18 protein-coding genes are annotated in these 22,461 nt (G+C 37.0%); 11 read left to right on the top strand and 7 right to left on the bottom strand.

Annotated elements, in window-relative coordinates; genetic code table 11:
• Window positions 1-248: 248 nt before the first annotated feature.
• The 4 genes from H6G57_RS02380 to H6G57_RS02365 all read left to right on the top strand — a co-directional run bounded on the left by H6G57_RS02380 (window position 249) and on the right by H6G57_RS02365 (window position 3,392).
• A complete protein-coding gene (locus H6G57_RS02380) occupies window positions 249-599 on the top strand; it encodes a DUF1815 family protein (protein WP_190515713.1) in 351 nt (116 codons plus the stop codon).
• A gap of 171 nt (window positions 600-770) precedes the next feature.
• Window positions 771-1,646, top strand: a complete 876-nt coding sequence (locus tag H6G57_RS02375; protein ID WP_190515711.1) for an alpha/beta fold hydrolase — start codon at window positions 771-773, stop codon at window positions 1,644-1,646.
• A 304-nt stretch (window positions 1,647-1,950) separates the two neighbouring features.
• Window positions 1,951-3,246, top strand: coding sequence for an AAA family ATPase (locus H6G57_RS02370; protein ID WP_190515710.1), 1,296 nt, complete (start codon window positions 1,951-1,953; stop codon window positions 3,244-3,246).
• Window positions 3,246-3,392, top strand: coding sequence for a hypothetical protein (locus H6G57_RS02365; protein ID WP_190515708.1), 147 nt, complete (start codon window positions 3,246-3,248; stop codon window positions 3,390-3,392). Before H6G57_RS02370 ends, H6G57_RS02365 begins: the two co-directional genes overlap by 1 nt.
• 14 nt (window positions 3,393-3,406) lie before the next feature.
• Here H6G57_RS02365 and H6G57_RS02360 read toward each other — a convergent pair whose 3' ends face one another.
• The 3 genes from H6G57_RS02360 to rsmI all read right to left on the bottom strand — a co-directional run bounded on the left by H6G57_RS02360 (window position 3,407) and on the right by rsmI (window position 5,819).
• On the bottom strand, window positions 3,407-3,586 hold the full coding sequence (locus tag H6G57_RS02360) for a hypothetical protein (protein WP_190515706.1): 180 nt from the start codon (window positions 3,584-3,586) through the stop codon (window positions 3,407-3,409).
• 43 nt (window positions 3,587-3,629) lie between these two features.
• On the bottom strand, window positions 3,630-4,889 hold the full coding sequence (locus tag H6G57_RS02355) for a serine hydrolase (RefSeq protein WP_190515705.1): 1,260 nt from the start codon (window positions 4,887-4,889) through the stop codon (window positions 3,630-3,632).
• 81 nt (window positions 4,890-4,970) lie between these two features.
• On the bottom strand, window positions 4,971-5,819 hold the full coding sequence (rsmI, locus tag H6G57_RS02350; protein ID WP_190515703.1) for a 16S rRNA (cytidine(1402)-2'-O)-methyltransferase: 849 nt from the start codon (window positions 5,817-5,819) through the stop codon (window positions 4,971-4,973).
• Window positions 5,820-5,983: 164 nt separating this feature from the next.
• On the opposite strand from rsmI, the gene H6G57_RS02345 reads away from it, so the two are divergent.
• The 5 genes from H6G57_RS02345 to H6G57_RS02325 all read left to right on the top strand — a co-directional run bounded on the left by H6G57_RS02345 (window position 5,984) and on the right by H6G57_RS02325 (window position 15,535).
• The gene (locus tag H6G57_RS02345; protein ID WP_190515701.1) at window positions 5,984-10,309 is read left to right on the top strand and encodes an AAA family ATPase; all 4,326 of its coding nucleotides are present in this window, start codon (window positions 5,984-5,986) and stop codon (window positions 10,307-10,309) included.
• Window positions 10,288-11,469 (top strand): response regulator, encoded by a 1,182-nt coding sequence (locus tag H6G57_RS02340; protein WP_190515700.1) that lies wholly within the window; start codon window positions 10,288-10,290, stop codon window positions 11,467-11,469. Before H6G57_RS02345 ends, H6G57_RS02340 begins: the two co-directional genes overlap by 22 nt.
• Before the next feature lie 163 nt (window positions 11,470-11,632).
• On the top strand, window positions 11,633-13,366 hold the full coding sequence (locus H6G57_RS02335; RefSeq protein ID WP_190515698.1) for a bifunctional diguanylate cyclase/phosphodiesterase: 1,734 nt from the start codon (window positions 11,633-11,635) through the stop codon (window positions 13,364-13,366).
• 46 nt (window positions 13,367-13,412) lie between these two features.
• Window positions 13,413-14,279: a sugar kinase gene (locus tag H6G57_RS02330; RefSeq protein ID WP_190515696.1), complete on the top strand. Its 867-nt coding sequence runs from the start codon at window positions 13,413-13,415 to the stop codon at window positions 14,277-14,279.
• Window positions 14,280-14,383: 104 nt separating this feature from the next.
• On the top strand, window positions 14,384-15,535 hold the full coding sequence (locus H6G57_RS02325; protein WP_190515694.1) for a cupin-like domain-containing protein: 1,152 nt from the start codon (window positions 14,384-14,386) through the stop codon (window positions 15,533-15,535).
• Window positions 15,536-15,580: 45 nt separating this feature from the next.
• On the opposite strand, the gene H6G57_RS02320 is transcribed toward H6G57_RS02325, so the two are convergent.
• Complete coding sequence (locus tag H6G57_RS02320; RefSeq protein WP_190515693.1) at window positions 15,581-16,825, bottom strand: MFS transporter; 1,245 nt, start codon at window positions 16,823-16,825, stop codon at window positions 15,581-15,583.
• Between the two features lie 104 nt (window positions 16,826-16,929).
• Window positions 16,930-17,631, bottom strand: coding sequence for a Uma2 family endonuclease (locus H6G57_RS02315; RefSeq protein WP_190515691.1), 702 nt, complete (start codon window positions 17,629-17,631; stop codon window positions 16,930-16,932).
• Between the two features lie 190 nt (window positions 17,632-17,821).
• Here H6G57_RS02315 and H6G57_RS02310 point away from each other — a divergent pair, with 190 nt between their 5' ends.
• Window positions 17,822-18,604: an SDR family NAD(P)-dependent oxidoreductase gene (locus H6G57_RS02310; RefSeq protein ID WP_190515689.1), complete on the top strand. Its 783-nt coding sequence runs from the start codon at window positions 17,822-17,824 to the stop codon at window positions 18,602-18,604.
• Window positions 18,605-18,662: 58 nt separating this feature from the next.
• Complete coding sequence (locus H6G57_RS02305) at window positions 18,663-21,014, top strand: glycoside hydrolase family 31 protein (RefSeq protein WP_190515687.1); 2,352 nt, start codon at window positions 18,663-18,665, stop codon at window positions 21,012-21,014.
• On the opposite strand, the gene H6G57_RS29580 is transcribed toward H6G57_RS02305, so the two are convergent.
• The gene (locus tag H6G57_RS29580; protein ID WP_309235617.1) at window positions 21,004-21,774 is read right to left on the bottom strand and encodes a hypothetical protein; all 771 of its coding nucleotides are present in this window, start codon (window positions 21,772-21,774) and stop codon (window positions 21,004-21,006) included. The two genes, H6G57_RS02305 and H6G57_RS29580, sit on opposite strands and share 11 nt — an antisense overlap.
• Before the next feature lie 21 nt (window positions 21,775-21,795).
• A complete protein-coding gene (locus H6G57_RS02290; protein ID WP_190516284.1) occupies window positions 21,796-22,185 on the bottom strand; it encodes a hypothetical protein in 390 nt (129 codons plus the stop codon).
• Window positions 22,186-22,461 lie beyond the last annotated feature (276 nt).

Genomic DNA, 22,461 nt, shown 5'->3' with positions numbered 1-22,461 from the left:
CTTTGCAGAGTAGGATCTTAGCTTAGTTAGAACCGTATAGTTAACAAAAATTTAACAGTATTGTTTTCCTAGATACCTTATTCCGGGAGTAGTTTCGTTAATCTGCAAAACGGTGTGTGTTTTAACCTCCAGGAGGTGATCTTTTCAATTTAGGCGGGTCAGACTAAGATTAATATTTCAGCACCAAAACCTTAAGATTATGTTACATTCTGGAAATAATCTTAGGTGTGGTGATAGGAGGACAATTTATGTTTCTCAGACTTGCAGAGCAGCACCGCAAATTTGTTCAGGACTTGGTGATGAACCTCCAAGCTCTAGCCACCGTGCTAGAACGACAGGGGTATCTGGCGTCATGCTATACCTGTGGGGGCCAGATGAATAGCGCCTCCTTCATGGTGAGTTTAGGCGAAAATCATCTAATTCGGTTTCTAGTGTCAGACTATGGCATTACCTGGACAGAAATGCGTGATGACCGCGAACTCATGAAGCTTGAAGGAGCCGAAGCCATTCAACAGTTGCAGGAATTAGCCAATTTAGTGATTTACAGAGGAAGCGTTTCTGGCTGTGTGATGACTCCCAAACTCGTCCAGCGTGTTTAGAAGACCTGAGCTTTCCCCGTCTTCTAGGAGCTAATGATGTAAATGGAGTATGACAACCGCCTGTAAGTGGTAATCTGAGATCAGAAGCAACTGTTTAACATTGCTCCAATCCCTTGAGGAAATTCCAGGGAGATGTCAGCATCCCACTTGTGAGCAACAAGATTGGAGTTTATGGTGACACTAGAATCTGATTGGCAACATCTGTTTGTTGAGACGAATAATATTCGCTTACACACGGTTACTCAAGGCGAGGGTGAACTCGTCGTACTCCTGCATGGGTTTCCTGAATTTTGGTACGCTTGGCGCTATCAAATTCCAGCCCTAGCCCGTTATTTTAAAGTGGTTGTGCCTGATTTACGCGGCTACAACGATTCTGACAAACCGGAAAGTGGCTATGATTTAGATACTCTTTGTACCGATATTCAAGGATTAATTGAACGTCTAGGCTATGTCAAAGCTCATATTGTTGGGCATGATTGGGGGGGGTTAATTGCATGGCATTTTGCTCAAAAGTTTCCCCAATCTCTCAACCGTTTGGCGATTCTCAACGCTCCTCCCCCCCATCGATTTGTACAAGAATTAGTTAGTAATTTAGATCAACTTCGCCGCAGTTGGTTTGTTTTTGCCTTTCAAATTCCCGGAATTCCCGAATGGTTAATCCAACAGAATTTAAAAGAATTTGTCACGAATGCGTTGCGTGAACACGCTATCCGTAAAGGCGCGTTTAGTGCAGAAGAAACTCAAATTTATGAAGCGGCTTTAGAAAAACCTGGGGTATTACCCGCCGCCATTAATTATTATCGTCATTTATTTTGGCCCCCTACTTGGTTATTCAATTGGACAAAAACCCCGGCTAAAATTTTATCTCCGACCTTAGTGTTATGGGGAAAGGAAGATTCGTTTTTAAGCCATCATCTCACCGAAGGTTTAGACCGATTAATTGCTGCCCCCTTTAAGCTACAATTAATTCCTGATTGTGGTCACTGGATTCAACAGGAAGTTCCTCAAACGGTAAATCGAGAATTGTTGAATTTTTTAAGACGTTAATGCTCAGTAGATCAGCTTTAATTCTTAAAATTAATCAGCATTAATCCCCATTTTTCATACCCCTTTTAGTAATATAGCAAGTCTAAATGGATTGTGCCCTGATCATCATCAAGATTATTAATCCTAAAAAATGGACACAAATCCCAGTGTAGGGGCGAGGCGCGCCTCGCCCCTACGATAAATTGGATTTTAAGCCATTTATAACTGATTTAGACTTGCTATATAAATCATTAAACCAGTTTTTATCATCGTATCGTATTGATCAGTAGATTTTATAAAAAAATTAAACTTTTAAAAATTTATAATGCTAAAACAAATTAACTTAAAAAATTGGAAAAGTTTTAAGGATGCAACCTTATATATTGACCCACTTACTATTTTAATTGGAACTAATTCTAGTGGCAAATCTAATATTATTGATGCTTTGGATTTTTTAAGCCGCATTCCTGAAGCAAAATCTTTAGAATCAGCTTTAATGGGTGATAGTCATACCCCAGGAATTCGAGGGGGGTTAGAATGGGTGGTTAGAAAACCGGAAACTCAGTTTACTTTAGAAGCGGTTATTAGTGGGGAATATGAACAGGAAGATGAGCAAGTTGAATTTGATTGTCTTTATACCGTTACAACTGAAATAGAACCTAAAATCCAATTAATTAATGAATTTATAAAATTACTTAAATCTAATGAAAACAAAAATAGTAATAACTCATCAGAAAATACGATTAGTAGTATAGGTTCATATCTAAATTTCTCTTTGGGTGGTATAAAAATAACTCCGGGAAAATATGAATTCCCTGCATTAAATACATTGTTTCCTAGAACTAAATTCCTTTTGGGAGATCTAAAATCTTTACCTGTTTATGATTGTGATTCTTTGAGGACTATGAAACTAAGCCACAATACTACTGCAAAAGTTATAAAAAAAATATTTATTATTAACCCAATTCCTCAGAACATGAGAGACTATTCTCCTCTATCAAAAACATTAGAACAAGATGGCTCAAATATTGCGGGAGTTTTAGCAGCCCTTCCTGAACCTGAAAAAGAAAAAATTGAACAAACTTTACTGAATTATTTATCCCAACTTCCCGAAGGAGATTTACAACGAGTTTGGGCTGAACCTGTGGGAAGATTAGGTAGTGATGCGATGTTATATTGTGAAGAAAAATGGGGTAAAAATCAAGAACCTTTATTAGTCGATGCAAGAGGAATGTCCGATGGAACCTTAAGATTTTTAGCCATTTTAACTGCTTTATTAACCCGTCCCGAAGGCAGTTTAATTGTGATTGAAGAAGTCGATAATGGTTTACATCCCTCTCGCGCTGGTTTACTTTTACAAATGTTACGAGAAATTGGGAAAAAACGGAATATTGATATTTTAGTTACGACTCATAACCCCGCTTTAATGGATGAATTAACCCCTGATTTTATTCCTTTTGTTATGGTTGTTTATCGAGATCAAGATACTGGAGAAAGCCAGTTAATTCCTTTAGATGAAATTGAAAATTTACCCAAATTAATCGCATCAGGTTCTTTAGGGAAAATCACCCAACAGGGATTATTAGAAAAAAGTTTAGCTGAACATCGGGAATATCAATAATGGGAAAAGTATTAATTTTTGATAAGCGAGTTGCAGATTATTATGCAAAGTCGGGTTATGAAGTCGAAATTCTGACGGGAGATGGAGGATTAAAATCTTATGAACCTGCAAAACCGCCCTTAATTCCTCGGCGCAAGCAAAAGTAACTAGATTAAACCGTTTACTCAGAGTCAAGATTTGTGATTCTACTTTGATCTTTTTCAGGAATAAATTCTCCAGTTCCTTCACAGAAAAAACAAGTTTCTTCCCGTTGGATTTCTCCTGAACAATCTCTAATTTCAGTATATCCTTTTCCTTCACAGTGGGGACAGGTTTGAGGAATGATTAGGTCTTTTTTCATAGTTATAGAGAGGGGAATTAAGCCCTGAAGGGCTTACTACAATTTAATGCTCGATACCGACTATGGGTAAAGATAAAGAATTGAGTTGAGTCACTTTTTCTGGGGTACTTTTTAAGGGAGTTTGATTTAAACGGTCAAAAACATAACGGGAAATTTGAGGGAAAACCTTTTCATTTTTTGACCATGCAGGATCATCTCCAAATACGGCTAAAATATAAATGGCTTTATCGTTTAAAGTTCTAACAAAGGCTACTTCTTGACGAGAACGGCTGGTATAACCCACTTTAGACCCATAGTAAATATCAGGCGGTAAGGATTCTCCTAAAAAGCTTTCAACGGAGTTAGAATCAATATTTTTCCAAGCTTTTGGGTTTAAATCACGAGTTAATAAATAAGCCATTTTGGTACTTGCTACAGGAGAAATGGCTTGTTTTGTATAAATTTCATACATTAATCGTGCGGTTTGGTCTGTGGTGACGAGATTTCCTTTAGAATAGGGGGGATTTTCTCGGAGTTGTAAATCTCGACCTGTGGGTTCTTCTCCTATCCCTGTAATGGGATAATTTTTAGTCGTTAAATTAATCCCGGTATAACCGGATTTTTCAAAAAATTGATTAACTTGACTGCGTTTTTCCACCCATTTATCTAATTTGGGTTTGTCTAAATTTTCCCCAGATTCAGTTTGGGTAATAGCATCAACAATGCGACTAGCAGCATCATTATCGGAAATTCGCATCATCTGGGATAAATCGGTATAAAAGGGGGATTCTTGGGAAATATATCCTTTTTCTGCATAGCCAAAAAATGCTACCATCCAAAATAATTTAGCAACACTGGCGGGAAATCTGAGGGTAGTATTATTATATCCCGCAATAGTATGAGTTTGAGGATTACTAACATCTATTAAGCTAATTGATAAAGATTCCGTCGGTAATCCTTGGGTTTTGGCAATATTAACAGCCCCATCAACAATAGTTTGTAAGTCTTTACTGGGGGTTAAATTAGGAGGAGTTTTAATATTATAAATAACCGTTTTATCGGTATTGGCTGCTACTGGAGTAGAACTCGTAATATTTTGAGTTTGGGGTTGGGGTTTTGTGGGTGGAAATAAGAGTTTAAAAATCGCTCCCATTGTCCAGTTAAAGGTTAATAATAGGGCTATTAAAAATAGAATTCGAGAGTATTTTAACCGTGCTAAGGGATGGGGAGATTTCGTCCTTACCTTAACAGGCGAGTGCCTTAAAGAATAGCCTCGAACAGAAGAACGTCGCACAGACCGACGGCGCTGGGTAATAGAAGCCATATTAGCGGAAATAGGAAAATTAAATATAGAATAATACAATAGCAGAAGAAAGCAATTGTAGAATAATCCATTATCGCCTGATTAACCCAAATCAGGTAAAGTTAAAGCCAGTTGATAGATTTGGCGACGGGAAATGGAGGTGGCTTCGGCGAGTTGGCGACTGGCTTCGGAATGGGACATCCCCTCTTGAATTAGACGTTGGAGTTCCGCTTTAATTTGATCTTCTGTCAGAAGCGTTGCCGTTTCCGTAACACCTGCAATCACTAATGTTAATTCACCTTTGGGGTTATGATCTTGATAGTATTGTACGGCTTCTGCTAAGGTTCCGCGCCAAAATTCTTCATGGAGTTTTGTGAGTTCCCGTGCGATGACAATTGACCGTTTTGATCCTAAACTTTGCGCTAAATCTTGTAAGGTTTCCAGAAGACGATGGGGTGCTTCATATAAAATCAGGGTTCGAGATTCTGTTTTTAATAGTGTTAAACGTTGTTGACGCTCTTTATTTTTCGTCGGTAAAAAGCCTTCAAAAACAAATCGATCCGTTGGCAGTCCCGCCGCACTTAAGGCTGTTAAACTCGCACTCACCCCAGGAATGGGAATCACGGGAATTTCCGCTTCAATACAAGCCTTAACCAATTCATATCCGGGGTCAGAAATTCCTGGCATTCCAGCATCAGTCACTAAAGCGATCGCATTTCCCTGACGCAGAGACTCAACCAGAGTGGGAATTCGGCGATGTTGATTATGTTCATAATAACTCAGTTGCGGCGTTTTGATGTCAAAATGGTGTAATAACTTGGCCGTATGACGGGTATCTTCAGCCGCAATCCAATCGACACTGTGTAAAATTTTTATCGCACGTAAGGTTATATCTTCCAGGTTGCCAATGGGAGTACCAACAATATAAAGGGTTCCAGCTTGAATCGTCATGTTGAATTAAACGCCTTACGCAAATATAACTGTGATATCAAGCACCATACCTCAAGGATAATATTAGGTATCTTAGAGAAGTATAGGGTACATCTCCAGTTCATTTTTGATCTTGAGATTGAGGCTTGTTGCTCTTGACCCCAAAAATCATGAACTGAACCAGAATGCTGACACTATCAGGATTTGGCACAACTACTTTACTTTATAGCAGTCCCACCAGTTTAGTGTATCGGGGCTATTGGGTTGACCATGAACAGCCGGTTGTGCTGAAAGTTTTGCGGGAACAGGGACATAACCCCAAACAGTTAGCTCGGTTTCAGCGAGAATATGAACTGATTCAGTCTCTCAATCTCCCTGGTGTGGTGAAAGTTTACGGCTTAGAACACCATCACCCTCACCCGATCATGATTTTAGAAGATTTTGGGGGAGAATCTCTAAAGCAGTTAAGCTTGGCGGGTCAGTTAAATTTAATTGAATTTTTGCAATTAGCGATCGCCATTACTAAAAGTTTAGGTCAAATTCATGGATTTAATATTATTCATAAAGATATTAACCCCAGTAATATTATTTTAAATCCTCAGACGGGAATTGTTAAACTGATTGATTTTGGCATTGCGAGTGTTTTATCTCAAGAAAACCTTACCTTTATTTCTCCCAATACCTTAGAAGGAACCTTAGCTTATCTTTCCCCTGAACAAACAGGACGGATGAATCGTCCGATTGATTATCGCAGTGATTTTTATGCTTTAGGGGTCACATTATATGAATTACTCACGGGTCGATTACCCTTTCAAAGTGATGATCCTTTAGAATTAGTCCATAGTCATATAGCTAAAACTCCGATTTCTCCCCGTCACTATACGGCTTTTAGCTTACCTGATACCCTATCCGGTATTATTTTAAAATTAATGGCTAAAAATGCCGAAGATCGATATCAATCTGCTTATGGAATTAAAAGTGATTTAGAACATTGTTTAGAACAAATTAAAACCCAGGGTGATATTGATTTTTTTCCATTAGGAAGCCAAGATTTATCCGATAAATTACAAATTCCTGAAAAATTATATGGTCGAGAACATCACCTGCAAACCTTGTTAAAAGCCTTTGAACGGGTGAGTCAAGGCAACCGAGAATTAATTTGGATTTCGGGCTATTCTGGTGTGGGAAAATCCGCCTTAGTTCGAGAAATTCATAAACCAGTGACGGCTAAACGAGGGATTTTTATTTCAGGAAAATTTGATCAATATAAACGAAATATTCCCTATTTTGCCATTGCTCAAGCCTTAAATGAGTTTTGCCATCAAATTTTAACAGAACGGAAAGAAATATTAGAGCAATGGAAACAAAAAATTTTAGCTTTTGTAGAAAATAAAGGACATCTTTTAATTGATGTAATTCCCCACTTAGAAAGAGTCATTGGCAAAACATCTGCACCTAAATCTCTGGATTTACAAGCCACTCCGAATTGTTTTTTATGGACTTTTAAAAAATTAATCCAAGCGTTAATTCAACCTCAACATCCGTTAGTGATTTTTTTAGATGATTTACAATGGGCAGATTGGGCATCTTTAAACTTGATTAAAACCTTAATTCAAGATGAAACCATTCAATATTTAATGATTATTGGAGCCTATCGCCATCACGAATTAAATCTCAATCCCCCCTTAAAATCAACCCTAGAAGTGATTAAAGAAAGCCAAGATAAAGGGTTTAAAATTATTCTCAACAATTTAAATTTATCAGATATTAATCATTTAATTGCAGAAGGATTAAATTGTTCTCTGGAAGTCAGTCAATCCTTAGCAAATTTAGTTTATCAAAAAACTCAAGGAAATCCTTTTTTTACTAAAGAATTTTTGAAATCCCTTTATACAGAAGGATTATTGCAATTTCAATACCCAAGTCAATTATCATGGATACAAGGCAACCACAAAGGCAAGTGGACATGGAACCTGGAACAAATTCAGGCTAAAAATATTACGAATTATTGTAATAATCCTCCTAAAAATTTACAAAAATCTGATATTATTAATTCATCCAATTCCTTAGATATTGCTAGTATTTTTAAAGCCTCTCAAGCTCTTTCACGGGAAATTTCTATTGAGCATTTACTCACCAAAATCATGAAAATTGTATTAGAAAATGCGGGAGCCGAGCGGGGATATTTAATTTTAGAATCTGATGAACAATGGTTTATTCAAGCATCGGTAACAACTGTTCCTGATCAAGTTCAAGTTTTACAAAATATTCCGATTGAATGGATGAATCCCCACACAAATACCCCGGAAGTTTGCAACGCTATTGTTAATTATGTAATTCACACCCAAGAGAGTTTAGTGATTCATGATGCTACGGAAGAAAATAAATTTACCAGTGATAATTATATTCTTCTCTATCAACCTAAATCTATTTTATGTGTTCCCCTCTTGAACCAAGGAAAACTAATAGGAATTTTATATTTAGAGAATAATTTAATGGCTGGAGCTTTTACCTCAGAACGGTTAGAAATTTTAAATTTACTGTCTTCTCAAGCCGCAATTTCCATTGAAAATGCTCGTCTTTATCAAACCTTAGAAGAAAAAGTCACCGAACGAACCCAAGCCTTACAACAAGAAATTTTAGAACGTAAACGCATTGAACAAGCACTACGGGAAAGTCAAGAACGATTTGAGTTAGCCATGCGAGGTGCTAATGATGGTCTATGGGATTGGAATATTATTACAGGTGAAGCTTATTATTCCCCTCGTTATCAAGAAATGTTAGGATACACCGAAGAAGAATTTAGTCCCAAAATTGATGAATTTATTCAGAGAATTCATCCAGAAGATCGAGACTTTGTTCTTAACCAAATTTATAAATATATTTATCGGAAATATTCTCATTATGAAATTATTTTGAGAATGCGACACAAACAAGGTCATTACATTTGGATTTTAAGTCGAGGAATTGGTTTACCTGAACGTCCTCATAAAATGACTCGAATTGTGGGAATTAATATTGATATTACGGAACGAAAAAAAGTTGAAGAAGCCTTAAAAGAAGCCAAAGAAGATGCGGAAGCCGCGAGTCATGCTAAAAGTGAATTTTTAGCCAATATGAGTCATGAATTACGAACCCCCTTGAATGGAATTTTAGGATATACCCAAATTTTAAAACGTTCAACAACCTTATCTGAAAAAGAACAAGCGGGAATTCAAATTATTCATCAATGTGGAACTCATCTTCTGACCTTGATTAATGATATCTTGGATTTATCAAAAATTGAAGCAGGAAAACTAGATATCTCAGTTCAGCCCATCAATTTAGAAACTTTTTTAAAAGACGTTATAGAAATCTGCGCGATTAAAGCCAAACAAAAAGGTTTAACCTTTATCTATATGCCTTTATCTCAACTCCCAACCGTTGTGGAAGTTGATGAAAAACGCTTAAGGCAAATTTTAATTAATCTTTTAGGAAATGCCGTTAAATTCACGGACTCTGGAAAGCTAACTTTTAGCTTAAAAGTCATTGAGAAAGAAGGATTAACTACTTCTTTATCCACTCATCATCCTCTTGATACAACCCTTCAATTTCAAATTGAAGATACCGGAATTGGCATGAATTCAGAACAATTAGAGCGGATTTTTTTACCCTTTGAACAGGTGGCAGAGATGTCCTATCGTGCCGAGGGAACCGGATTAGGGTTAGCGATTACTCAACGATTAATTAAACACTTAGGCGGAGATTTATTTGTAGAAAGTCACCCTGGAAAAGGGAGTAAGTTTTGGTTTGAATTAACGCTTCCGGCTTCAAGCGAATGGCAACCGATACCTGACGGTAATTCCTTATCTTCTATTGTAGGATTTAGAGGAGAAAAATACAAGATTTTAGTCGTGGATGATAAACCTGAAAATCGCTTAGTGTTAGTCGATTTATTGCAACCTTTAGGGTTTGAAGTGCTAGAAGCGAGTAATGGTCAAGAAGGGTTAGATCAACTGGAAATTACCCAAGCCCATTTAGTGATTGCTGATTTATTAATGCCAATTATGGATGGCTTTGAAATGACTCGGCGCATTCGTTCTTTACCCAAATTCAATAATATTCCTGTGATTGCAACTTCTGCATCTGTTTATGAATGGGATCGACAACAAAGCCATGATGCGGGATGCAATGATTTTCTTCCTAAACCCTTACAAGTTGAGGATTTACTACATAAACTTAAAACTTGGTTAAAGTTAGAATGGGAATATGATCGCCCCCAACAAACTTGGCTTCCACCCCTTTCAGAAAATCCGCTTACTTTAGTCATTCCCAGTCCTGAAATTTTAGATAATTTAGTTAAATTAGCCAAGCGAGGGAGAGTTTTAGAATTGGAAGAGGAAGTGATGAAGCTCAAAGCCTTTGATCCGCGTTGGAGTTTATTTGCAGATCGGATTAAGTCTATGACTCAAGAATTTCAATTAACACAAATTAAGGAGTTTTTAAATCAATGCACAATCAACTCATTTTAATTGTTGATGATAATCCCACCAATTTAAAAATTCTGTCACAAACTTTAACCAGTGCAGGCTTTCAATTGGCGATCGCAACCAATGGAGAAGAAGCCTTAGAGGAGGTCATGGAGGAATTACCAGAACTGATTTTACTCGATGTAAAAATGCCTAAAATTGATGGATTTGAAACCTGCCGTCGTCTGAAAGCAAACCCAAAAGCTCAGGATATTCCGATTATTTTTATGACAGCATTATCCGACACCATTGATAAAGTTAAGGGTCTTTCTTTAGGGGCTGTGGATTATATTACCAAGCCCTTTGATGAACAAGATGTTTTAGCAAGGGTTCGAGTGCATTTACGATTAAGAGCCGCCCAAAAACAAATTATTGCTCAAGAAAAATTAGCGTCTTTAGGAACAATTACCGCAGGGGTTGCCCATGAACTTCGTAATCCTTTAAATTTTGTAATTAATTATGCTCAATCTTCTATTGATAGCTTAAATGAATTATTCTTAAATATCCAGGAAAATCCTCAGCTAGAACCCCAAAACATTCTCAATCAGTTGCAAGAGGTAATCAGGGATTCTCAAGCTATTTATGAACATGGAGAACGGGCTGGCCGAATTATTGAAAGTATGATGCAGTTGGCTCGTTCTGAACCGGGAGAATATCAATGTATTAATCTCAATGATCTTTTACCTCAAGCCCTTAAATTAGCTTATCATAGTTTTAGATCCAAACATCTACAGTTTTTAATGACAATTCATACACAATTTGATTCCAATTTAGAACCCATAGAAGCAATTGTATCGGATTTACATCGAGCTTTTATTAATATAATTGATAATAGCTGTTACGCCCTTTATTTAAAATTCCTAGAAGAGCGGAATCAAAACACTCATTTTAGCCCCACTTTATCCTTAACAACAAAGAATCAAGAATCTTATATTGAAATTAAAATTCATGATAATGGAATTGGGATTCAACCTGACACGATTGCTAATGTTTTTACCCCTTTTTTTACAACCAAACCCCCCGGACAAGGCATGGGGCTAGGCTTATCTTTAACCCATGATATTATTGTTTTACAGCATGGAGGAAGCATTCAACTTGATACAAAATGGAAACAATATACTGAGTTTACCTTAACTTTACCTAAAATTCAGCAGGAGAATTAATCCCATCGGATTTTGAGTCACGAATAATATCTCATCTAATTCTATTGAACCGGAGGTGATTAAAATAAAAAAATCATATCACTAAGTCCAATGTTCCCTGTCCCCTGTTCCCTGTCCCCTGTTCCCTGTCCCCTGTTCCCTGTTCCCTACACGCTATATTATTATGCCTCAAACCCCAGCTTATATTTTAGTGATTGATGATGAACCGGAGTTACAACGGTTGATAGAAAGACGATTAAAACATCAAATTGAAATTGGAGAATTCCAGTTTTTGTTTACGACCAGTGGTATTGATGCTTTGGATATTTTGCGTTCAACTCCCCATATTTCTATGGTTTTAACCGACTTAAATATGCCAGGGATGGACGGATGGGCATTGCTTGAACAAATTCCTAAAATTGATCCACTCCTTAAAGCCGTTGTTGTCTCGGCTTATGGCGATATTCAAAATATTAGAACGGCCATGAATCGAGGAGCTTTTGATTTTTTAACCAAACCCATTAACTTTCAAGATTTAATTTTAACAATCCGCAAAACGATTGATATTGTCACTAAAAGTCGCCTGCAAAAAGAACAACTAGAAGCTGCTGTTGAAAATTTACAATATTTGGCTCTTTATGATAAACTTACTGGGCTACCGAATCAAAATCATGTTTTAGAATGTATTCGAGTCGCCATTGATCAACAGTTAGATTTTGCCGTGTTTTATCTAGCCTTAGATCGATTTAAAGTCATTCGATATGGTTATGGAAAGACTTTGGCTGAAGAGTTTTTAATTCAAGAAGTTGAACGGATAAAATCTTGTCTTGAAACTGCTGATGTATTAGCTCGAATTTGGAAAGATGAATTTGTTTTGTTTTTACCGGGTATTAAATCAGAAATGATTGCCTTAGAAAAAGCAAATCAAATTCATAAAGCTTTGAAATTATCTCTAGGAGGACACCGAATTATTGCATCAGGAAATACCAGCATTGGGATTGCATTATCCAGTTTTCCCTCTGAACAAGCAGAAGATTTTTTAAGGGCAGCAGATACAGCGATGCACTATGCTAGAATGCAGAATCAAAAAAATTGTACGGTCTTTTTTAATCCTGAAATGCAGATGGCAGTTTTAAATCGATTGCAGTTAGAATCGGATTTAGAATTAGGGTTAGAAAATCAGGAATTTCGGGTTTATTATCAACCAATTTACAGCTTAGACAATCAACATTTAGCAGGGTTTGAAGCCTTAGTTCGTTGGCAGCATCCGAGTCGAGGCTTAATTCCTCCTGCGGAATTTATTCCTTTGACAGAAGAAACTGGACTGATTATTCCCTTGGGAGAATGGGTACTTCGAGAGGCTTGTCGTCAATTTAGTCGCTGGTACAAGGAATTTCCAGAGCAATTTCCTTTAATACTCAGTGTTAATTTATCCGGTTTACAAATCTTGAATTCCGATTTTACTAGCTTAATTGATAATATTATTCAATCTAATCTCTTGGAAGGATTCACTTTAAAACTAGAAATTACGGAAAGCATTTTAATGGAAAATCCTGAAATTGTAACCCAATACATGAGTCAATTTCAATCTCGAAAAATTCGATTAGCAATTGATGATTTTGGAACCGGTTACTCTTGTTTATCTTACTTACAATCTCTTCCTTTAGATACATTAAAAATTGATCGTTCTTTTATCTCAAACCTTAACTTAAATCCCAAAAGCTTAGATATTATAAAAACCTTAATTACCTTGGCTCATAGTTTAAATTTGGATGTGATTGCAGAAGGAGTAGAAACAGAAGAACAAATTGCTATTTTAAAGAATTTAGGCTGTGAATATGCACAAGGGTATTATTTTTCACCGCCTGTTGATGCCAACTGTATTTTTCAGCTTTTCCAGAAAAAAAAAGTTTATTAAACTCAATTTAACCTTTTGTTAACTTCTCAATTTTTAAAATCATTTTATGGGTAAACAAGGCTTATTTGTGGGATTAATCACCCTTGATTTCATTTATTCGGTTAACACTTATCCCCATAAAAATCAAAAAATTGTGGCTTCAAATTATAGTGTTGTCGCTGGGGGGCCAGCAACCAATGCTGCTGTTACTTTTAACAGTTTGGGGAACCAATCTACCTTACTGGGAGTATTAGGTAGCCATCCTTTAACCCAACTGATTCGAGCCGATTTACAACACTATAATGTTAATATTGTAGACTTAGATCCGACTCGTTTAGAAGCGCCTCCCGTCTCATCAATTATTGTGACTCCTGAAACGGGTGATCGGATGGTTGTTTCTATTAATGCGACAAAATCCCAAGTTTCAAACTTCTCAAATTTACCTGATTTTTTAGATAATATTGATATTATTTTAATCGATGGTCATCAAATCCCCATGAGTCAAATTATCATTCAGCAAGCCAAAACCCAGAAAATCCCTATTATTTTAGATGGAGGCAGTTGGAAACCGGGATTAGAAACAATTTTACCCCATATCACCTATGCCATTTGTTCCAATGCTTTTTATCCGCCTAACTGCCAAACTTCCGAAGATGTTTTTAATTATCTCAAAGCCTTAAATATTCCTTATATTGCCATTACTCAAGGAGAAAAACCGATTCAATATGCTACGCTTAAAGCAGGAAATGGGAAAATCTCGGTTCCCACCATTCAAGCCATTGATACTTTAGGAGCAGGCGATATTTTTCATGGGGCTTTTTGCCATTTTATTCTATCCCAAAACTTTACCACAGCCTTAGCTGAATCCGCCCAAATTGCTGCCCAATCTTGTCAACATTTTGGGACTCGCCAATGGATTCAATTCTTAGAATAGACAATTTGCACCCCTTAAGATATGATTACAGTATGCTCTTGTGTTTTTGAGTTTTATTTTTTTATTAAAATATCCTATTTTTAACGTTAAAAGGTTGCAACGCTATGACCGATATTCAACCCTTAAAAATTACCCTTCCCCCTTTACAAATCACCTTAAATGATGGCCAGAAAGTCAGTTTACAATGGCTTCCTCAACCTCCCATTCATGAACCCCAACAACCCTCTCAACCGCCTGAAATAGTTCCTCCGCCTCAACTTCCTGATGGTTGGAAAAAATGGGTAGCCGCCAATAAATTAATTAATCAATCCGATGAGGCTTTAATTGAATGTATGGTTAAAAATGGGATTGATGTTAAGCTTGCTATTGAAGAAGTTACAGGCATCACCAATCAACCTTATTTTCAAGCCGGACAAGAAATTCTGCAAAAGTTAGAAAAACTAGAATCTCTTTTACAAATTCAAAATCAACTTGCTGCTTTATCTTCTCATTCTAACACTATTCCTCGAATTCCCTTTTTATCAAAAGATGAATTTTTAGACCAATATTATTCACAAAATAAACCTGTTATTTTAACGGGTCTGATGAACAACTGGGCAGCTTTGCAACGATGGACACCTGAATATTTAAAAGAAAAATATGGTAATGTTAGCATTCAAGTGCAAGGAAATCGCAACGCTGATCCCAATTATGAAATTAATTTAGAACAACATCGGAAAACGATGTTATTTCAAGATTATATTGATTGGGTTGTTCATGCTGGAGAAACCAATGATTACTATATGGTGGCGAATAACCATACCTTGAACCGGGAAGAAATGCAGGGTCTTTTTGAAGATATGGAAATTTTTCCTGAATATTTAAACCCTGACATTAAAGCCGGAAGAACATTTTTCTGGTTTGGTTCAGCCGGAACTGTAACTCCTTTACATCACGATCCTATTAATATCTTTTTAGCTCAAGTTTCGGGGCGCAAACTAATTAAAATGATTCCGCCTCAACAAACCCCCTTTCTTTATAATACCATTGGGGTTTTTAGTCCCATTGATCCGGCTAATCCTGATTATAGCCGTTATCCTTTATATCGAAACGTTCGTTCCATTGATGTGATTCTACACCCCGGAGAAGTGATTTTTCTTCCGGTGGGATGGTGGCATTATGTTAAAGCTTTAGAGATCAGTATTTCAGTATCTTTTATTAATTTTATATTTCCGAATGATTATGATTGGAAAAATCCCTCCTTTGGTCACTATTAAACAAAGGGTGTGCCAACCTATTATAGGACTCACACCCCAATAATTTTAATTTAAGCTATAAACATCCTTGGCTTGACCCATTGCAAATTTGAGAGAAAGGTGAACCGTTTTATTAGAAAATCCTGCAAAGGTGATGACCGCTATTAAAGCTAAAATTGCATCCAAAGCAAAAATACTTGAATAACCTAATTCTTCAGCAATGCTTCCAAAAATAGGCCCAGCCAGGGCAATTCCGACATCAAAACCTGTTAAACAAAGGGAGAAAAATTGACCTCGTTCTTCTGGAAGACACCGATCTGTAATTAAGGTAATCATCATGGGAATAACGATTCCTGCTCCCATTCCTTCTAATAATGCAGCTAATAAAATAATGTTACTACCTGTTGTTTTAGATAAGAGTAACATTGCTAAAAAATAACAGATTAAACCCCCTGTAATAAATATACCTCGACCATAGCGATCAGAGGCTCGACCTGTGGGAACCCGCACTAAAAAACTAGCGATCGCGGCGGTACTATAAAATAAACCTGAATTAAAACTTAACCCAGATTCTTTCACGGATAAGGGTAAAAATGTGACTAAAGTTCCAAAAATTAAACCCACCATTAACATCACAAATGCGGGAATTCGGAGACGGGGACTCCACAACATTTTGCAGTACCATAATCCTTTTTCTAGGAACGAAGTTGAGGATGAAGTTGTTGTCGGTTGATTTCGTTGAGGTTCAGAGACTTGGGAAATTCCTAGAAATGCTAATAAGGCAAATCCTGCGCTGGATAAAAAGATGGGATCATAGCCAAAGGCAGTTTGCAAAAACCCTCCTAATGCTGGGCCAATTGCCATGCCAATTGGGGCAACTAAACTCATATATCCGATGACTTCTCCCCGTTTATCCACAGGGGCAATATCAGCCACTAAAGCACTATAACCGAGGGTAAATGCGGCGAGACTGATACCATGAAATGCTCGCAAAAACAGCATCAATAAAATTGATTGTGTCCATAAATATCCTAGAGGAGCGATCATTGCCACTATCGTTCCAATTAGTAGGACTAATTTACGACTTTTGCGATCTGCTAAGGGGCCAAACCAAAATCGAGAGGGTAATAAACCCAAGGCAAAAGCACCCATTACCCAGCCAATTTGTTGCTTAGTTCCGCCCAGAAGTTCAACATATAAAGGCAGGGTTGGTAACAGTGCTGTTAGACTTGTCCAAAAACATAAACCTGCGATAAATAGTATTAATAGACTCCGTTGGCGTTTCGGATCAAAACTACGAAAAGTGTTCAAAATATCCCTTCCTTAATAATATGTAGTATCCACTTAAACACGACCCAGGTTTGGGGCGTGTTTTTAACCGAATGTTTGACTTATTTCTATTTTGTAACAATTTGTTAAATTTTGCCATACTCCTCAAGAGAGTTGGGATTAATATTGGCAATTTGTTGATTAAACCAGAGGGCTGCCATGCCGTTATCTATCTGAGTTAATTGTTCTAAGGTTTGTTCTATCAGGAGAATGGGCAAACCTGAAAGTGCAACAGAATATTCGATTTCTTCATATTTTCCCTTTTCTCCTAACCGAAAAGCAATTACTTGTTTTCCTTTAACATTTGTGACCCAATATTCAGGAATTCCTAATGCGGCATACAGTTGTTTTTTCTCATCTAAATCAGTGGCTAAGGTGGTATCAGAAACTTCTCCCACTAAATCAGGCACTCGCCAACGATTTAAGTCAATGCGACGAGGTTCTCCAGCTTGCCAACGAGGTGCATTTTCACCAATATATAAAACATGATCGGGGGCAGAGGCGCGAGTATTTGCTTTTTCAAGTTGACAGCGACCGAGTGAACTAAAACTGACAACGGGAAATCGAGCAAACCAAAAGGCAAATAGCATTGTTAATAAGTCACTAATACTAGCATGATTAATTCCTTCGGAACCCATTTCAATCCATAAATAACCGACTTGGTAGAATATTTTAACTCGTTCTAAAGTAGGATGATCCCGATAGGCTAAGTAATCATCCCAGGTTGCAGTTTGCCATTTATAAATTTCAGAATTGTATACGGGAAATGTTACTGAGGATAGAGTCATAATAGTAACAACCGATGTCAAAAATCAAGAATCCTAAGCAGGTTCTGAAAATTAAGGGGAATTAAAATAATTTAATTGTAACTATAGCATATTTTTTTGAGTTTATGGAGAGTCTTTCTTCGGATAGACGTAAAAAATTGAGAAAACTTGCAATATTCAAACTATGGGAAAATTAAATTGGGGTTAATCCATGTTATTAAAAGATAAAGTTGCTGTGATTAGTGGGGCGGGTTCAGGAATTGGTAAAGCAACAGCATTGTTATTGGGAAAAGAAGGCGCAAAAGTAGCAACGCTTGATCGGACACCTGAAAAAGCTCAAAAAACTATTGATCAAATTAAACAAGCAGGTGGAGAAGCAATGATGACGGTTGCGGATATTTCCCATTGGGAACAAGTACAACAATCAATAGATAAAATTGCCCAAACTTGGGGAAAAATTGATATTGTTTTTGCTAATGCTGGAATTAATGGGGTTTGGGCTCCTTTAGATGAACTTTCACCGGAAGAATGGAAAACAACAATTTCGATTAATTTAGATGGAACCTTTTATACTTTAAAATATGCCTTACCTTATTTAAAAAAACAAGGCGGGAGTGTGGTAATTACCTCTTCTGTTAATGGCACTCGAATGTTTAGTAATAGTGGCGCAACGGCTTATGCTTCTACAAAAGCGGCTCAAGTTGCTTTTGCTAAAATGACAGCTTTAGAATTAGCAAAATATAAAATTAGAGTTAATGTCATTTGTCCGGGGGCAATTACAACAGAAATCGATCAAAATACTGAACGAGAAGACTTAGAAGAAGCTCAAGAACCTGTAGAATTTCCTGAAGGTAAAATTCCCTTAACGGACGGTCAACCGGGAACGTCTGAACAAGTTGCACAACTGGTTTTATTTTTAGTCTCTGATGCCTCTAGTCATATTACTGGAACTGAAGTTTGGATCGATGGCGGACAATCTTTATTACAAGGATAAAGTTTTTTAGGATAGAATTAATTAAGTGCTATATTGTTAATCCCTACGGTCTTAGATTATGCCTCAATATTTTGGACAATTACACACCCTCGACCCCAATTGGTCACAAATTGAATCTGTTAAAACGGTAGAAGTAAGCGATCGCTCTATATTATTTAACTGTGGGAATGTTTATGTTAAAATTAGTGTATTAGCCGAGAATTTAATTCGAGTTCGTTATGCCCCATCCGGTGAGTTTTTGCCTCGTCGTTCTTGGGCGGTTACGATGGATGATTCAGACTGGCAACCTGTTCAATTTAAAACCCAAGAAACCGAACAAACGACAGAAATTATTACTGAAAAAATTAAGATCTCGATTCAACATCATCCGTTCCGCGTTCAATGTTATGATAACAATAATAACCCCTTTGCTATTGATGCCGAATTAGGCTTTGCATGGCGAGAAGGGTTAACAGCAGTTTGGAAAAAGATTGAAGCGGAAGAACATTTTTATGGCTTTGGAGAACGCACTGGATTTTTAGATAAAATTGGAGAAATTAAAACCAATTGGACAGTTGATTCTTTAGATTATGATGCCTTAACCGATGCCATGTATCAAGCCATTCCGATGTTTATGGCATTACGTCCTGAGTTAAGTTATGGCATTTTTTTGAATAGTACCTATTGGAGTCGCTTCGATATTGGCGTTGAACAACCAGGAGTTTGGCGGATGGAAACCCAAGCTCCAGAACTCGATTATTATATTATTTATGGCCCTAAACCTGAACAAATTTTAAATACCTATACTCAACTCACCGGACGAATGCCATTACCTCCCCGTTGGGCGTTAGGCTATCATCAATGTCGGTGGAGTTATGAATCAGAAATTGTTGTTAAAAACCTAGCAAAAGAATTTAGAAACCGCAAAATTCCCTGTGATGTCATTCATTTAGATATTGATTATATGCGAGGATATCGAGTATTTACTTGGAGTCATCATCGCTTTCCTCATCCTCAAAATTTAATTCAACATTTAAACCATAACGGTTTTAAAACTATCACCATTATCGACCCTGGCGTTAAATATGAACCCGAAGGGAATTATCCTATTTTTGATCAAGGATTAGAAGAAGACTATTTTGTTAGAAAACCCAATGGTCAATTGTTTCATGGTTATGTCTGGCCGGATAAAGCAGTTTTTCCAGATTTTTTAAACCCCAAAGTCCAAAACTGGTGGGGAGAATGCCATCAAACGTTAACAGATATGGGAATTGCAGGCATTTGGAACGATATGAATGAACCCGCCTTAGATGACCGTCCTTTTGGCGATAAAGGCAGTAAAATTACCTTTCCATTAGATTGTTTACAAGGGCCATTAGAAGAACAAGCAACCCACGCCGAAACTCATAATTTGTACGGATTAATGATGGCAAAATCCTGTGCAGAAGCCTTAGTAAAATTGCGACCGCAGGAACGATCTTTTGTATTAACACGGTCAGGATATGCAGGAATTCAACGCTGGTCATCGGTGTGGATGGGAGATAACCATTCTATTTGGGAACATTTAGAAACCTCTCTTCCGATGTTATGCAATATGGGTTTATCGGGAGTGGCTTTTGTCGGTTGTGATATTGGCGGTTTTGCCGGAAATGCAACCGCAGAATTATTCGCCCGATGGATGCAAATGGGAGTGTTATATCCCTTGATGCGAGGTCATTCTGCATTATCAACCGCCCAACATGAACCTTGGGTATTTGGAGAAAAAGTTGAACAAATTTGTCGAGAATATTTAGAATTACGCTATCGTCTTTTACCGTATCTTTATACCTTATTTTGGGAAGCCACCCAAACCGGATCACCGATTCTCCGTCCGCTATTTTATCACTATCCAAATGATAGCAAAACCTATACCTTATCCGATCAAATTTTACTCGGTTCAGCAATTTTAGCCGCCCCCATTTATCGCCCCGGTGTTGAATGTCGGGCGGTGTATTTACCTGAAGGGATATGGTATGATTGGTGGACAGGAAAATCCTATTCTGGATCACAATATATTTTAGCCGAAGCACCCTTAGAGCGGATGCCTTTGTATGTCAAAGCGGGTTCAATTATTCCCTTACAACCCGTGATGCAATATGTTGATGAAAAACCGATTGATTGTTTAACCTTTAAAGTTTTTCCAGGGACAGGAGAAGGGATTTTATATGAAGATGATGGTCGTTCTTTTGAGTATGTTCAGGGAATGTATGCAACAACGAAATATCGACTTTCTCAAGACAATCAAGAATTAATCGTTGAAATCGAACCCCGTCAAGGACAATGGACACCCCCTAACCGTGAGATTATTATTGATGTGGTGGGAGTGGGTGAACAACATTTTCAAGATGACGGTCAGGGAAAACAATTACGGTTTGGTTTGATCAAGAATTAGAAGGACTATCCTTTTTTTCAAGAATAGTAGAAAGTAAGTAACGTAAGGCTTGATTAACATCTTCTGATGTTTTAAAGACTTCAGCAACATCTGAATCTAATCTGATTGGAATTGATGATTCAGTTGTTTGATTGCTAAAGGGATTAGGACGAGCTATTTGATAATTAAAATGATATTCTGAAAATAACTCGTCTCTAATAATTTGTGGCTCAAATCGTTTTTTTTCATTTTCTAAATGAGCATTTGCTATTGCTATTAAATAATTAAATTTTTCCATCGCTATTAAAACTGCACTTTCCCCTTCTGGAGGATTAATAACAATAATATCTCTATTTGCCACAACTTGATTAAACACTTGAGAAATATTTTCTCTGACATATTCCCAATAAGTTTGATTAAATTGCATCAGATTTAGCTTTAATTTTTCCTCTAACTTAGCCGGATCAGTAAAAACTTGATGAAAATGACTACTAAAATAAACTACTTCATAATCAGGTGCTAATTCCTGATCTAACTGTTTCCATAAACTTAGTCCTTCCCATTCAAAACGTTCTATTTCTTCCGGTGTAACTTCAGGAGAATCAGAAGGATCAGCCAAGTTTAATCGAGCTTCAAAAGCATCAGCCCAATAATATAAACGTTGAATAGTTTCTTGACTTAAAGGTAAAGATTCTGGCTCTAAATCACCCACTTTATCAGGTTCATCCCACCATAAGGGGTAACATCCATAATCTGTCATTAGTCTAATTTTTATAGGCATATAATTGAACCTCTATAAAGATTATTTTAGTTTTGTTCTCGGATTTGCCCCTACAATATATCCATTATTACCTATTGTAACTGCAATATATTTAATCTCACCCTTGTAAATAAATTGATAAACTGGACGGGGGTTAACTGTTTTTCTACCTTGGGAACTAACAATGCTTCCTTTGATAATTGCTCCCATAACAACATCAACAATTTCATCTGCATTAATTCCTATCCTAGCAAATTGATCGGCTTTCGCTAAAATATGCTGTAAACCTCGGTTTTCATCTCCGGTTTCTAAGAATACAATTTGATCATCCGCACATTTAGCGATTCTAACAATCTTTTTAGGATCATGCTTGATTCCTCTGGCTTGAAGTTCTGCAAGTAAGGCAGATCTTTCAGTTTCATAGTCTGGCATTTGAGTCAAAGGCTTACCTACTATAATGTTAAAATTATAGAACAATATTATAACCGATTAAAAAGCGTACCCAAACTTTTGTTAATAAAAAAATGGTGCAAGAAACAAATTGTTAATGATTGGATTTCCCGATCAATTAATTGCGCCTTACGCACCCTAAAAACTAACTACCATACACTGGGGACAAGTAATAAGGTGTTCTCTATCTAAATTTAATACAGCCTGACTCCCCACACTCACTCACGCCCCACCCCATAACCAATCTCAACAGTAAAT

This window comes from Planktothrix sp. FACHB-1365, assembly GCF_014697575.1.
Classification (GTDB): Bacteria; Cyanobacteriota; Cyanobacteriia; order Cyanobacteriales; family Microcoleaceae; genus Planktothrix.
The sequence above is the reverse complement of the archived record's forward strand: the minus strand, read 5'-3'. Positions and strand labels throughout refer to the sequence as shown.

Bases quoted from the DNA above. Each gene is read 5' to 3' on its own strand.
- H6G57_RS02380 (WP_190515713.1), top strand. From the start codon at position 249: ATGTTTCTCAGACTTGCAGAGCAGCACCGCAAATTTGTTCAGGACTTG.
- H6G57_RS02375 (WP_190515711.1), top strand. From the start codon at position 771: ATGGTGACACTAGAATCTGATTGGCAACATCTGTTTGTTGAGACGAAT.
- H6G57_RS02370 (WP_190515710.1), top strand. From the start codon at position 1,951: ATGCTAAAACAAATTAACTTAAAAAATTGGAAAAGTTTTAAGGATGCA.
- H6G57_RS02365 (WP_190515708.1), top strand. From the start codon at position 3,246: ATGGGAAAAGTATTAATTTTTGATAAGCGAGTTGCAGATTATTATGCA.
- H6G57_RS02360 (WP_190515706.1), bottom strand. From the start codon at position 3,586: ATGAAAAAAGACCTAATCATTCCTCAAACCTGTCCCCACTGTGAAGGA.
- H6G57_RS02355 (WP_190515705.1), bottom strand. From the start codon at position 4,889: ATGGCTTCTATTACCCAGCGCCGTCGGTCTGTGCGACGTTCTTCTGTT.
- rsmI (WP_190515703.1), bottom strand. From the start codon at position 5,819: ATGACGATTCAAGCTGGAACCCTTTATATTGTTGGTACTCCCATTGGC.
- H6G57_RS02345 (WP_190515701.1), top strand. From the start codon at position 5,984: ATGCTGACACTATCAGGATTTGGCACAACTACTTTACTTTATAGCAGT.
- H6G57_RS02340 (WP_190515700.1), top strand. From the start codon at position 10,288: ATGCACAATCAACTCATTTTAATTGTTGATGATAATCCCACCAATTTA.
- H6G57_RS02335 (WP_190515698.1), top strand. From the start codon at position 11,633: ATGCCTCAAACCCCAGCTTATATTTTAGTGATTGATGATGAACCGGAG.
- H6G57_RS02330 (WP_190515696.1), top strand. From the start codon at position 13,413: ATGGGTAAACAAGGCTTATTTGTGGGATTAATCACCCTTGATTTCATT.
- H6G57_RS02325 (WP_190515694.1), top strand. From the start codon at position 14,384: ATGACCGATATTCAACCCTTAAAAATTACCCTTCCCCCTTTACAAATC.
- H6G57_RS02315 (WP_190515691.1), bottom strand. From the start codon at position 17,631: ATGACTCTATCCTCAGTAACATTTCCCGTATACAATTCTGAAATTTAT.
- H6G57_RS02310 (WP_190515689.1), top strand. From the start codon at position 17,822: ATGTTATTAAAAGATAAAGTTGCTGTGATTAGTGGGGCGGGTTCAGGA.
- H6G57_RS02305 (WP_190515687.1), top strand. From the start codon at position 18,663: ATGCCTCAATATTTTGGACAATTACACACCCTCGACCCCAATTGGTCA.
- H6G57_RS29580 (WP_309235617.1), bottom strand. From the start codon at position 21,774: ATGCCTATAAAAATTAGACTAATGACAGATTATGGATGTTACCCCTTA.
- H6G57_RS02290 (WP_190516284.1), bottom strand. From the start codon at position 22,185: ATGCCAGACTATGAAACTGAAAGATCTGCCTTACTTGCAGAACTTCAA.